General features: G+C 39.8%; 9 protein-coding genes. 5 read left to right on the top strand and 4 right to left on the bottom strand.

Annotated elements, in window-relative coordinates; all coding sequences use genetic code 11:
- Positions 1-49: 49 nt before the first annotated feature.
- Positions 50-757 carry a response regulator transcription factor gene (locus tag T7867_RS04225; RefSeq protein WP_068216101.1) on the bottom strand — a complete coding sequence of 236 codons (708 nt, stop codon included), beginning with the start codon at positions 755-757 and terminating at the stop codon, positions 50-52.
- Complete coding sequence (locus tag T7867_RS04220; RefSeq protein ID WP_322299857.1) at positions 750-2,333, bottom strand: sensor histidine kinase; 1,584 nt, start codon at positions 2,331-2,333, stop codon at positions 750-752. The genes T7867_RS04225 and T7867_RS04220 overlap by 8 nt, the downstream gene beginning before the upstream one ends.
- A gap of 126 nt (positions 2,334-2,459) precedes the next feature.
- Here T7867_RS04220 and T7867_RS04215 point away from each other — a divergent pair, with 126 nt between their 5' ends.
- The 4 genes from T7867_RS04215 (at position 2,460) to T7867_RS04200 (ending at position 6,315) form a co-directional block, all read left to right on the top strand.
- Positions 2,460-3,467, top strand: a complete 1,008-nt coding sequence (locus T7867_RS04215; RefSeq protein ID WP_322299856.1) for a T9SS type A sorting domain-containing protein — start codon at positions 2,460-2,462, stop codon at positions 3,465-3,467.
- Between the two features lie 94 nt (positions 3,468-3,561).
- Positions 3,562-4,794 (top strand): diaminopimelate decarboxylase, encoded by a 1,233-nt coding sequence (gene lysA / locus T7867_RS04210; protein WP_322299855.1) that lies wholly within the window; start codon positions 3,562-3,564, stop codon positions 4,792-4,794.
- A gap of 73 nt (positions 4,795-4,867) precedes the next feature.
- Complete coding sequence (locus T7867_RS04205; protein ID WP_084375541.1) at positions 4,868-5,299, top strand: c-type cytochrome; 432 nt, start codon at positions 4,868-4,870, stop codon at positions 5,297-5,299.
- 80 nt (positions 5,300-5,379) lie between these two features.
- Complete coding sequence (locus T7867_RS04200; protein ID WP_322299854.1) at positions 5,380-6,315, top strand: hypothetical protein; 936 nt, start codon at positions 5,380-5,382, stop codon at positions 6,313-6,315.
- Here T7867_RS04200 and T7867_RS04195 read toward each other — a convergent pair whose 3' ends face one another.
- Entirely contained in the window at positions 6,316-7,083 is a 768-nt protein-coding gene (locus T7867_RS04195) for a response regulator (RefSeq protein WP_068216093.1), read from the bottom strand.
- A gap of 118 nt (positions 7,084-7,201) precedes the next feature.
- Here T7867_RS04195 and T7867_RS04190 point away from each other — a divergent pair, with 118 nt between their 5' ends.
- Positions 7,202-10,228, top strand: coding sequence for a PAS domain-containing protein (locus tag T7867_RS04190; RefSeq protein ID WP_322299853.1), 3,027 nt, complete (start codon positions 7,202-7,204; stop codon positions 10,226-10,228).
- Here T7867_RS04190 and T7867_RS04185 read toward each other — a convergent pair whose 3' ends face one another.
- A complete protein-coding gene (locus T7867_RS04185; RefSeq protein ID WP_322299852.1) occupies positions 10,229-13,903 on the bottom strand; it encodes a metallophosphoesterase in 3,675 nt (1,224 codons plus the stop codon).
- Positions 13,904-13,944 lie beyond the last annotated feature (41 nt).

Here is a 13,944-nt window from a genome sequence, read left to right as displayed (position 1 = left end):
TGAATAAAGTACTAAACTTTCGGACACTTTCCAAGCACAATTTATATGCTTATTCAGTAATCTGAGCGTCAGTTATCAACTTAAAGCCTGAGCCATGCAGAGTCATAATTTGAACGGTTGGGTCTGGTTTTAGGTGTTTCCTCAATTTGGCAATGTACACATCCATACTTCTAGCATTAAAGTACGAGTCGTCTCTCCAAATAATTTTTAGTGCTGTAGACCTGTCTAAAGGTTGATTTACGTGTAAGCAAAGTAACCTTAGTAGTTCAGATTCTTTAGAAGTAAGTTTGGTTTGGTCGTTTCCATGTATGAGCAATTGCTTGTCATAGTCGAAGTGAAAAGAACCAAAATCGAATTCTTTCTGATCAGATACCTGAGGGTTCTTTTCTGCTGTTCTACGCAGAATAGCCTGAATACGTAATAAAAGCTCTTCCATACTGAAGGGCTTAGTGATGTAATCATCGCCACCAATTTTAAAGCCTTCAATAGTGTCTTCCTTCATAGATTTAGCGGTGAGAAAGATTATTGGAGTAACAGAGTCCGTTCTGCGTATTTCTTTGGCCATGGAAAAGCCATCCTTTTTAGGAAGCATTACATCGAAGAGGCACAGGTCGTACTGTTCTTTTTTAAAGGCCGAAACTCCTTCTTCGCCATCTCTGCAAAGAGTGGTTTCATATCCTTTTAAGGTGAGGTATTCATTCAAAATCTGTCCTAGATTGGGATCATCCTCAACCAATAATAACTTAAAACTAGCCATGAGTAAACGGTAAAAAAACTTTAAATGTACTTCCTTTGCTCAGCTCACTTTTTACAGAAACCGAACCTTGGTGCATGTCTACAATGTTTTTAACATAGGAGAGTCCAAGACCAAACCCTTTAATGTCGTGAACATTTCCTGTAGAAACACGATAGAATTTATCAAATATTTTTTGGGTAGCTTCCTTAGACATACCAATGCCTTTGTCGGTAATTTTGATAATTACTCCAGTAGATATGCTTTCGGTGCGAATATGTATTTCAGGTGCATCTGGAGAGTACTTATTGGCATTATCTAAGAGGTTGTAGATAATATTAGTTAAGTGAACTTTGTCTGCTTCTATTTCTGGATTAGAAGCCAAAAGCTGACTAGAAATTACGCCACCTCGTTGCCCAACCATTATCGTTATATTAACCAAGGCCTTTTGAATGATGTCGTGCACATCGGCCTTTTCAAACTTAAGTCTAAAGTCTTTTTTATCTAGACTAGCAATCTGCAATACCTTTTCTACTTGCATACCTAGCCTTTTATTTTCATCTCTTATAACCTGAACATACCTGTCCATAATGGTTTTGTTCCCCTTTATGTCATCGTCCTGAAGGGCTTCCGTTGCTAAAGAAACTGTAGCTATAGGGGTTTTAAACTCATGTGTCATGTTATTTATGAAATCATTTTTGATCTCAGAGATTTTCTTCTGCTTTAGAATAACCATAATGGCGTAGGTAAAGCATCCAATAACAATAAACATAAGCACACCAGAAGCAGATAGCGGTAAGAGTGCCTGCTTCATTAGGTAGTTCTTTTCTTGAGGAAAGTCTACGGAAAGAAAATACTCCTTTTCTGTTAAGTCCATCGGGAAAAGGTTAGCCTTAAGGCTGGAGTTTTTCACTCCTGCAGCATCTTCTTTAGTGTTGGCATTGAGTATTTTTAGGTTGTTGTTAGTGGCGTCAATCACTCCGTAATTGTACTCTAACTCAATGCCTTTGCCTTTTAGCTCCTTTCTAAGTAGGGTATCTAAATCTGCTGGATTGATGCGCTCAAAAAGGTTGTTGCTTCCTACCAAATGGTTGAGCCAAGTCTCCTTAAGCATGTCTAACCTTCTATTAAGCTGATCTTCCATGAAGGCTTCGCGATTTACACTGCGATTAGAAGGTCCAAAAGAAGGGGCCTGATTTACAAAAGTGGTGAAGTCTACATTAAAGAGTAACTCCCCGGTTTGTTCGTTTACCTGAATTTTGACCATGCTTCTCAGTATCTCTCCATCCTGATCGAAACTCTCAGGGTTTTGAGGGCTAAACTGGCCAGGGTTAGAGATTCGCTTCAAGGTGTCGCGAAGTATTTCTAAGTTTCTCTGCGGAGAACGAACACCGCTATTCATGGTTTGCTGAAGAAAGTCACGATCGTTCTGAATGGCTAATTTGTAGGCCACTTCATTCAGTGCATCATTTACCGCTTTATTGAAGCGCTCTCTATTAACGGTATTTACCTCATCTATCCAGTAGAACTGGAATCCAATGAGCCCGAGTAGCGCTACACTTAGCAAACCTATCAACCAACGTATCTTATTCTGCGTCACGCTTTAAAATTACGGCTAATTAAATCGTGTCATCACAAGCTTAACAATTATTAACATCGTTTAACCGGCATTTAACAACGATTTGCAAGTTCTCAAAGTACTTTTGAATGAATAAGGAGGTAAAAAATGAAAAGGTCAGTTTTCTATCAATTTATGAGACTTAGAAGTGCAATGGTTGCACTTCTGATGGTACTAAGTGTGGCCGTTTTGGCTCAAGATGAAAAGATAAGGGAAAGTCAATCTGTGTCTATTTCTACAACCCATGAAGGCAAGGTCAAGCTAAAGGTGGTTCAAAAGAAAGGCAATGATGAAACCACTTTCGAAAAAACTTACGAGTCTCGTGAGGAAATGCAGAACGATCCGGACTTGGAGAAGTATGGCATAGATAAAAATGCATTGGGCTTTTCTTTCGGAGGCAATAAGCCACAGTTCTTTTTGCATAATAGACCAGCCCAAGGTTTTTTGGATGATGAAGATTTCGACATGTCTCCATTCTTAGATATGCAGGAAAGAATGCAGGAAATGATGAGAGGCTTTGGTGGCAACTTTGCTTTCGATTTCGACACAGATCAATTCATGGATATGGATTCGCTAGTGAAGCGATTCGATTTTAGAAATGATAATGGCAGATTCTTTTTCAATGGTGAAGAGATTATGGATGTAGACTCTTTGCGAGATGCAATGAAAGACCAGTTTCAAGGTTTTCGCTTCAATTTTGATTTCGATGACTGGGGAGATAGAGGGAATTTTGGATCATGGAGTTATGGAGACGAAGACGATAGAGATGATGTGAGGGTAATTACTAGAGCCAAAGTAATGGTTCGATCTGCTAATGAAGATGATAAAAAGGCCGTGGGAACCAATGAGATGGAGAGCCTAGAGTTAAGAGACATTAACTTTTACCCTAACCCAAGTGATGGAAGGTTTGATGTAGAACTTGAAACTAAGAGCGATGCCCCAGTGCAGGTGATCATTGTAGATGATAGTGGAAACGAAGTATTTAATAGAGTGGGTAAGCCAAGTGATGGACAATATGTTTTAAAAGTAGACCTCTCCTCTCAAGGAAAAGGAATTTATATAATGAAGTTAGTTCAAAACGGCAAAGCGCTTACCAAACGCTTGGTAATCGAGTAATAATTAGTTTTAGTTGAGTAATTCGAAGAGGAAGTCGGTCAAACTTCCTCTTTTTGTTTTATTGGCTATATATTTGGCGCTCAATTTGAAACAGATGGAATTGGTTAACGATAAATTCAGCATTCAAGGAGTTGTTTTAGAAGATCTCGCTGCAGAGTACGGAACTCCACTTTACGTTTATGACGCTACTAAAATAAAGTCACAGTTCGATAGATTGAATTCGGCATTTAGTACCGTAGATATGAAGGTTAAGTTTGCCTGTAAATCTTTAACCAACCTTTCTATCCTTAAGCTACTCAAAAGTTATGGGTCTGAGTTAGACTGTGTTTCAATTCAAGAGGTAAGAATGGGGCTCAAAGCAGGTTTTAGCCCAGGGCAGATTCTATATACTCCCAATTGTGTTTCCTTCGCTGAAATTCAAGAAGCCGTGAAAATCGGTGTAATGATCAACTTAGATAATATTTCCATCTTGGAGCAGTTTGGAAATGAATACCATGACTCAGTTCCGGTGTGTATTCGACTGAACCCGCACATTATGGCTGGAGGAAATAAAAAGATTTCTACAGGTCATGCCGATTCGAAGTTTGGTATTTCCATATATCAAATGGCTCACATACTTAAAGTGGTTTCAACTTACAACTTAAATGTTGTTGGGCTTCATATGCATACCGGATCTGACATATTGGATGCGGAGGTGTTTTTAAGGGCTGCAGAAATACTTTTCGATGCTGCTAAGAACTTCACTAATCTAGACTTTATAGATTTTGGAAGTGGCTTTAAAGTGGCTTATAAAGAAGGAGATATTACCACCGATATTGAGGAGGTAGGTCAAAAACTCTCAGCAGCTTTTAATGAGTTTTGCGAGGCTTATGGTAGGAAATTACAAATGTGGTTCGAGCCTGGAAAGTTTCTGGTAAGTGAGTCTGGTGTATTTCTTACTAAAACTAATGTGGTGAAAACAACACCGGCAACTGTGTTTGCTGGAGTAGATTCAGGAATGAATCACCTAATTAGACCAATGATGTACGATGCCTACCATGAGATAGTCAATGTTTCAAATACCTCTGGCACGAAACGTGTTTATACGGTGGTTGGCTATATCTGTGAAACCGATACGTTCGGTTTAGACAGAAAGCTTAGTGAAGTAAAGGAAGGTGATATTCTGGCTTTCAAAAATGCTGGAGCATACTCTTTTAGCATGGCTTCTAATTATAACTCTAGGCTAAGACCTGCCGAGGTGCTTATTTATGAAGGAAAGGCACATCTTATAAGAAAGAGAGAGGAGTTTGAAGACCTTTTGAAAAACCAGGTGGAGCTAGATATTTAGCAATCGATAAACTAATAAAGCCTTAATTAAGTAAATAATCTTAAGTACTTTAGACGATACGAAACGCAAGACTATGAATACTAAGAAACTTACCCTTTTAACCCTTTTTTGTGGCCTATTGCTGGCTTCATTTTCATTTAAATCTGCTGAAGATCAGAGTGATGCTCTGAAAAAAAGCATGGAAGCCGGAAAAAATACTTACAACCAAGTTTGTATGGCCTGTCATATGGATAAAGGTCAGGGTATTCCTAATGTTTTTCCTCCATTAGCTAAGTCAGACTATTTGATGAAAGATGTTACTAGAAACATCAAAAACTTAATTGAAGGGCTTCAGGGAGAGATTACCGTAAATGGAAAGAAATATAATCAGGTGATGCCGGCTTCTGGTCTGGACGACACTGATATTGCCAATGTATTGAATTACGTGATGAATTCTTTCGGGAATAAGGCGGAAAAAATGGTAACTAAAGAGCAGGTGGCTAAAGTAAGAGCTAGCCTCAAATAGTTTTCAAAACAAAATAAAAGCAGAAAAGAGCAGTTACATTTTCGAGTTCCAACATGGATTTAGAACTACTTAAAAGAGTTATGAGAAACCTAACCGCTATTTTCTGCTTGTTCTTACTTTGTGCCAATGGCTGTAAGTCTCCGCAGAGTGACGAGAACCCTCAAGATGATGACCAAGAGATTTCATCACTTTTCTCTGCTCCACAGGCTACTGGCGAACTCCAAGTTTCAGATCTAGATGAGGCTTCTGGGTTAGTGAATAGCCGTTCTAATCCTGAATACCTATGGTCTCACAATGATAGTGGAGGTGATCCCGTGCTTTACCTGTTCACTCTTCAGGGAGCAGACTCTGGTAGATATGAATTAAGTGGGGCTCAGAATAGGGATTGGGAAGACTTGGCTATCGGAGCTGGCCCTGACGACAACCTTAACTACCTATATGCAGCCGATATTGGAGATAATAACGCTGTAAGGGAGAGCTTAAATATATATAGAGTGCCAGAGCCAGATGTTTCTGAGCAATTTGGTGTTGGAGGAGCTAGAGTAGACTTGCCTGCTACTGCTACGCTCAACGATGTGGAAACCATCAATTATATTTATGAAGATGGTGCAAGAGATGCAGAGTCGATTTTTGTAGATCCTGAAACCAGAGATATTTACATAATCACTAAGAGAGAACCTAGCGTAATACTCTACAAACTGTCTTATCCACAAAGCACTACTGAACAGAACACAGCAGAAAGGGTAATGGTACTGCCATTCACTTTTGTAGTAGCAGCAGATATATCGCCTTCAGGCAATGAGGTGCTAATAAAAAACTACTCCAACGTATATCATTGGGCTAAAAGTGGTAACGAAAGTATTCAAGAGCTTTTGGCTACCCAGCCTAGTCGTCTGAATTACAGGCAAGAGCCCCAAGGAGAGGCTATTGCCTGGGCAACAGATGAATCTGGTTACTTCACTTTAAGTGAATCTAACGGAGATACTCCAGTTATTTACAGCTATTCGAGAAACTGATTAGCTAGCGCTAATTGTATTTAGAGTTGCTGTAAAGGCATTGTAGTAAGACCTTCCTATCGGAATTTTCTTTTGGCCTAGATAAACAAAATTGGTGTCTATGGCTGTTACCGAATCTACTAATACTACAAATGATTTGTGAACCCTTAAGAATCTATCTTTTGGCAGTCTGTCCGTAATCTCTTTAAGAGATTTTCTAATAGTAAAATCACGGCCATCACTCGCATGAATGGTAATGTGGTTACCATCTGCTTCAATCCACTCAAGATCACTGTATTTCACTTTCTCCAACATGCTCTTCTTCTTAATAAAGATAGAGTCGTTGTTGTAGGTGGTAGGGTTGTTTTCTGGTAGTCTTTCTCCAGAAATTACTGCCTGTCTGTTCTTATTAAATAGCGCTACTTCAATAGCCGCATATACATCATCTTTTGTAAAAGGCTTAACTATAAAGCCTAAAGGCTGAGTTTGCTTAGCTCTATTAACAGTGTCTTTGTCTGAATAAGAGGTGATGTACACAAACGGTACTTTGTACTGCTCTTTAATGATGCCGCCTAGCTCAATTCCATCTTGGTCTCCTTTTATCTTTACGTCTAACAGTATAAGGTCCGGTCTGGAAGCTTTTATGGCTTTAATAGCCTGGTTGGCAGAGTTGGCTATCTCTGTATTTTCATAGCCGAAAATGCCTAACATTTCTTGAAGATTTTCTGCTATGAAAGGCTCATCTTCAACAATTAATATTTTAGGGCTGTTTTGATAGTCGTTGTCCATGGCTAATCTGCTTTGGTCATTTAGGTGAATATGCTAAAAAATGAGGTTAATTGGCGGAAAACTACTAAAATAGTATCTTAAAATTATCCAAAAAACACGCTTCTTACGCTCTCAGGTGATGGAAAACATTTTAAAAGGTGCTACAGACGATTTACTGGATGTCAAAAATAGGACGGTTCAATTACGCTCTGTGGTAGATAATCTTACCGAGGTTGTATGGTCAATTGATTTGACTAGTGAACCTTACGAAATTTTATATCATAATAATCCAATAGCTCGATTCGGTAACCCAGAAGACTTAGACCCGCTTCCTAAAACCATGGAAGAGTGGCAACAGAGAATTCACCCAGACGATAGAGAAAGAGTGCTAGAAGAGGTAGTTAATGCACTGAGTTCTGGCAAAGCTAGTTATGCTTACAAGTCGCTAAGAAAAAAGGATACTTACAGGTATTATAGAGATAGAATTAGTGTGCTCTATGAAGACGATAAGCCCATTAGGTTAGATGGCATAACTGAAGATATTGATAACATCAGGCGGTCTCGCTTAAATTTAGAGCTAAGCCAACAGAGGTTAAAGGCAATAGTAGATGCTCTTCCTGACCCTGTTTTTATCTCCACCAAAGAAGATGGTAAAGTGATTTTTGCCAATGAGGTTCTTTTCAAGGTGTATGAAATGTCTCCTGTAGACTTTCTGGGGAAAAAAGTGATTCACTTTTACCAGAATTTTGAAGGTAGAAAGTCATACATAGACAGGCTCCAAACCGATGGACATATTCAAAGTCATGAGCTGGTTTTAAAGAACAAAAAAGGAGAGTCTTTTTGGGTAAGTGCTTCAAGTATGCCCCTAGACTTTCAGAATCAGGAGTGCTTTATCACCATTCTGCAAGATGTTACCGATAGAAAGAATCTAGAGCGCCAACTGCAAGAAAGTAATGAAAGATATCAGTTAGCTGTAGAAGGTACTAACGATGCCATTTGGGAGTATGACTTCAATACTAAGCGATCCTATCTTTCGCCTCAATTTTGGGAAGGAATGGGTATTCCTCCTGAAGAGAATCCTTTAGACGACTTGCTGATAGCTAAATATTTGCACGATGTAGATAAGAAGGAGTTCATTTCTATTCTTCAGCAGGCTATTGAAAGTAAACGCGATAAAATCACTTTAGAATTTAGATTAGCGGCTGCCAACGACCGTATAATTTGGGCACTTTTTAAAGCCGGAATTATTTACGGAAAAGAGGATAAACCAATACGGGCTGTAGGTTCTCTCTCTAACATAACTACTCTAAAGGAAGCACAAACTAAGCTTCGCGAAAGTGAAGCTAAGTACAAGCTCATTTCAGAAAACTCGAGTGACTGTATCTGCTTACACGAGCTGAATGGCCGATTTGTATTTGCCTCTCCTTCTTCAAAAGAAGTATTGGGGTATACGCCAATGGAACTTCAGAAGCTAAGGTTGCGAGAGATTATTGCGCCTGAATACTTGTACAAGGTTTCGGATACCATGCTTAGCGTAATTGAGGGTAAGCTAAAAACTGTAAGCATTACTTTTCAGGCTAAAAATAAAGAGGGCGAATTGGAGTGGTTAGAAACTGTGGGTGGCGCTATTTTGGACGATAATGGAGAAGCTATTTTCTTACAAACTTCCACAAGAAATGTAACAGATAGAGTGGAGGCTCAGCAGAAGCTAAAAGAGAGTGAAGAACGCTACAAGCTTATTACTGAAAACTCCAACGACATTGTTACGCTCATGGATTTAGAAGGTAACTATCTATTTGTTACCCCATCGGTGAAAGAGTCTATGGGCTATGAAGTGGAGGAGATGCTGGGCAAAAATGCCTTAGAGTTTGTACACCCTGAAGATGTTTCTGCTATAGAGAAAGATTTTACGGAGAGTCTGGAGAAAAGAATCAAAGAGAAAACAAGCTACTTCAGGTATAAGCATAAGAATGGCGAGTGGAGATGGATTCAGGCTACTGGCGGCTTAATTTTCGATGAAGAAGACAAGCCTATTTACTGGAGGGCAAATAAAATTGACATTACCGAAAAGAAGATTACTGAAGAGAAGCTTCGTGCCAAGGAAGAACAGTATAAACTGGTGTCCGAAAACTCTGCCGATGTAATTTGCCTTTATAAGCTAGACGGTTCTTATACGTTTGTTTCACCTTCTTGCGAAAGGCTCGAAGGTTATTCTGTGGAAGAAAAGATGGAAATGACGCTAGAGGAGTTCATTCATCCTGATGACAGCAAGCGTGCATTGGAAGTTTTTAGAGACACCATTGCCAATAAAAGCACCAATGTGATGACCCAGTACCGAATTCAAAAGAAGGATGGTGAGTACTTCTGGGCAGGTGTTTCTATGAGCGCTGTTATGAACCAAGAAAATAAAGTACAGTTTGTGCTTACTTCAACTAGAGACATTAGTGAGATTGTTAAGGTTATTGAAAAAGAACGACAGCTTAATAAGCTTAAGTCTAGCTTTATTTCAATGGCATCGCATGAGTTCAGAACACCATTAACCACCATTCAATCGAGTAACGAACTTATCAGCATGTATCTGGATAATAGACCAGAAATGCCAGATAACAAGCTTGTGAAGCACGTAACTAGAATTAGAACTGAATTAGATCGCCTAAACTCATTGCTAAAAGACGTATTCACTTTGGGGCGTCTAGATGTAGGAAAAACTCATCTAAAGAAAGAGATAACGTCTTTAACAGGTATAGTAAAGCAGGTAATTCAAGAGTGCCAAGTTCAGTATAAAAACCGATCAGTTGGTTTAACCGTAGAAGGTAAGGAACGCCAGCTACTTTTGGATAGTCAGTTAATTTCTCACGCTATTTCTAACCTAATTAGCAATGCGCTCAAGTACTCAGGAGCTAAGAAAGATCCAGATGTAGTGATCAAGTTTTCTGATAATGGTATTTCTGTTGTGGTAAACGATTACGGAATTGGTATACCAGAGAGGGATCAACCGAACCTTTTTGAATCTTTTTCTAGGGCCTCTAATGTTGGAGATATAGAAGGCACAGGCTTAGGTTTAGTTATTGTAAAGCAGTTCATAGAAATGCATGGAGGTACCATTACCTTCAGCTCGGAAGTGGGTAAAGGCACCTCTTTTTATGTAGATATTCCTAATGTATAATTAGAAATAGAAGCCTAGCTTGAATAGCGGAAGGAAGTTTTCTTCAGATCGGGCTAATAAAATGTTCACAGCAAACTGCCCAAATGGGGTGAGGTAAACGCCTCCACCATAACCATGGTGCAGTTTGTTGGAGTCTTCTCCATCTACCCAAACTCGGCCAATGTCGTTGAATAGAATAAGGCCAACTCTTGCTGGCAAGAAGTAATTTCTCCACTCAAACAAGTCTACTCTTAGGTCTACTTGATGGTAGAAACTGCTCTCGCCCGCAAATCTGTACCTTCTATAACCCCTTAGAGTATTGAAACCATCTAATCTGCTGGCCTGATAAAACTCGTAATCACCGAAAGACTTATTGTATCCTACTCTGGTAGCCATTGATGTACGGCCAAAACCATCGAGCACCCATCTAAAAGTTAAGTCAGTAGTCCATCTTGCACTGTTTTTAGCTAGCTCTCCAATGCCATTGTCATAGATAACATCAGTGTTAAATGTAACTCCCCTTTTTGGGAAAATTTCATCGTCTTTAGTTTCAAAATGAAAGCCTATGTTTCCTCCAACGTAGGTTCTGTGCTCCTCTATGATATTCGGATTCAGACCATTATTAGGAAAGTCAGAAATAAAGCGATCATTGTTTTCTTCTATTTCAACTCCCCACACACGGCCGCCAATTACAAAATTGGCACTGGCTCCCACTGGGAAGCTCAGGCTAGGGTTCACCAAGTAAGACTGGTAGCGAGTTCTGTAATAGGTAAGGTCTAAATCTTTATTGTATTCAGTTTCATTTCCTAAGCCAAAGAAGTTATTTACAAAGTTTGGAGCTTTTACGTCCAAGTCTAAAAGTAGATTTGCTCTGCCTAATATGTCTACAAACTCTGCTTCGTAGCTCAGATTGTACGAGCTTGTGGCCACAGCATAATTGGCTAGTACTTTGTGTTTGCTGGCGTAAGGTTCTTTTCTAAAACCATCATTCTTTCTCATAAACCCACCACCAATGAAAATCCCATCATCGGGGTTGTAGTTGAAGCTTACAAGTGGCATAGTTACATCAAAGTCGAACTCTTCCATATCATACTGATTGATGTCTGGATCATCGTCAGATGTATTGTCTTTGGTTTCTAGGCTGGCTTCAATGGTTGTGCTCTTAGTTTTGTCGTAAACAATAGTGTGTTTCTTAGCGCCTCGCACATTACTAGAGTCTTTTATTAAGTCTTTGTCGCCACCACCAATTATTCTTACAACAATTCCTTCATTTACATCGCCAGAGATAATAAACTCATCTTCCTGATCGAAGCCGTATAGTCTTATTTCTTCAGTGATGGAGGTTTTGAAGGTTCTCTCATACTTCTTTTCAAGATTGCCCTTGTCTGAGATTTTGAACATGGTAACCTTAGTATGCTCATCATCTAGCCTTTCTACAACAAAACGTTCACGTTTATCACTTCCAAGAACGTTCACGGTTTTAGAGAGAAAGCGGAAATAGTCTCGAGCGTAAGTATCTAGGTTATCCCTTCTGTTCTTGAGTTTGCGGATAATTTCTTCGCCTGAAAGGTTATAGATTTCTTGTGGCCAAACTTTAAAGGCCGATTCTATTACTTCATCAGTTAAGGCAGCTTTTAGCTCATTCGCTTGTTGCACCCAAGAAGCCTCGTCTGGTTCGGTCATAAAGTACCTATCAAACCAACGAATTCTGTAGAAACCATAAGAAGGAGTGTAACTGATTTCGTCATGGAAACCTTTTAGGGCTGGTTGCGCCCATTTAGATGCTGAGAGTTTTTTAAAAGCACCTTCTCCAGCAAAAAAGGCTACGTCTCTGTCTCTAGGTATTGGTCGGTAGAGCTTTTTATCATCTTTTTGGTCGAACTCAACCCATCTCCACTGGTCGTCATGACGATCCCAATCGCCTAACCACATATCGAACAAGCGATTTCTGACAACAAACGCCTCATCAACCTTTTCATCATTATCGTCTTGAAGCTTTTCATATAGTTCAATGCTAGAATGAACATCGTCTCCAGCGCCAAAAAATGGCTCTGATATATGCTCTTTGTTCGCTCTTTCTTCGAACAGCGCCAAGGTGTTAGCAAAGTCTTTTCTGTAAATACCAAATCGAGGATCGTCTGGAATGTAGTAAATCTCAGGGTTGGCGTGGTAAATTCCAGCAGCATCAGCCAATGGAGGAATTACAGTGGGAGCGTAAGGATGAGAAGATGAAATGCCATCTTGAACAATGCCTTTAATAAATGTTCTACGCAGGTTTGGCGGAAGTGTGAGTGCTGGATTCTTATCTATAGATCTCAAAACATACTGCTTACCATCTTCAGCCTCTAGCCTTAGCGAAATGGTTTGATGCCCTCCACCCTTTTTCAAAATTTTGAGTCCGCCTTTTACAGAGCCAATGTCAAAAACTGGATGCTCTACTTCTGCAGCCCATTCTTCTCGGTAATTGGCTCCAAATAAGCTTTTGTGGAGGTTGCTCTTATTGTTGTATTTGAGTGATGCAGGAAATACAACGGTTTTATCCTTAAACTCGTTAGTGTTGAATTTAGCAATCAGATCTTCCGGATTTGGGGGGAACGGGTTTTCAGACAAAACCGCTGAATAGAGTTCTTTCGCCTGGCCTCCTTCTGGAGTGATAAAGGTAAGGGTTACTTTTCCATCATTGTAGTAGTCTAGCCTGCCGTAGCCCATAGTATTTTGTGCAAAAAGAGCATTTCCTTTCTGCTTTACATGGGCATTGTTTTTGGCGCCAGACCCACTGACAACAAAATGCATGTCTTCTTTTTCTATGTGTTCTAGCGCATGCTCATGGCCTGCCGTATGAATTACGTCAGGGTGGGTTTTCATTAATTGAACCATGCCATCTCTGAACTGCTTATAAACGGGGTGCGTATTGTCTTGAATGTTTCCGAAGATCTTTCTGTACATCGGGTAAATGGAGCCAATAACCGGGAGTGGTATGTACAGGTTCTTGAGCTTTTTTGAAGCCGTAAGTGGGAAAATATGATCTTTCAGCCCAAAAACACCTCCATGAATTCCATATGTGTACATAGGGTGGTGTGAGCTAACTATCACTTTTTTGTGAGCATTTCTCTTTAGAATATCTTGCAAGAGTGCTCCCACTTCTACCAAAGAAGTTACTCCGCAGTTATTTCCTTCTTCTGGCTTTCTGCCCTTGTGCAAAAACCACTGAGTGTCTATTACAACTAGGGTGATTTTCTCGTTAAGATCAATTTCAACAGGCCCAGGACAACCTCTGGTAGGAATCCATACGTCAAGATTGTTCAAAGCATTTTCTACATAATCTTCTTGGTTGCGCAGCCAGTCTACTCCATAGCTTCTTCCCTGAGCCCAGTCGTGGTTGCCAGGTATAAACACTTTTTTGCCGGCAAAGTCTTTAACAGCATTGATTTGGCCATCAATAGCCAATTCAGCTTCTGCCCTTAGCGGATGATCTTCCGGAGGCATTCCTTTAGGGTAAATGTTATCTCCCAAAAAAATGACTGCTGCATTTTCTCCAGCCATATCTAGCTCTTTCTTGAGCAATGTGAGCACAGGGTTTTCGTAAGGTTCACCAGCATCTCCAATCAGATAAACTGAGTATATAGGTGGATTCGCCTGAAAGGCTATACTGCTAAATGGTAGAATGGTTAGAAGAAAAAAGAGTAGTCTTTTCATATTATGGCAATTGCAGGTTCAAACAGCGGTTTTCAATTAAT

This window comes from Roseivirga spongicola (assembly GCF_034376045.1).
GTDB classification, from domain to species: Bacteria; Bacteroidota; Bacteroidia; order Cytophagales; family Cyclobacteriaceae; genus Roseivirga; species Roseivirga spongicola.
Note: the sequence above shows the minus strand (reverse complement) of the source record. Positions and strands in the feature narration are given on the sequence as shown.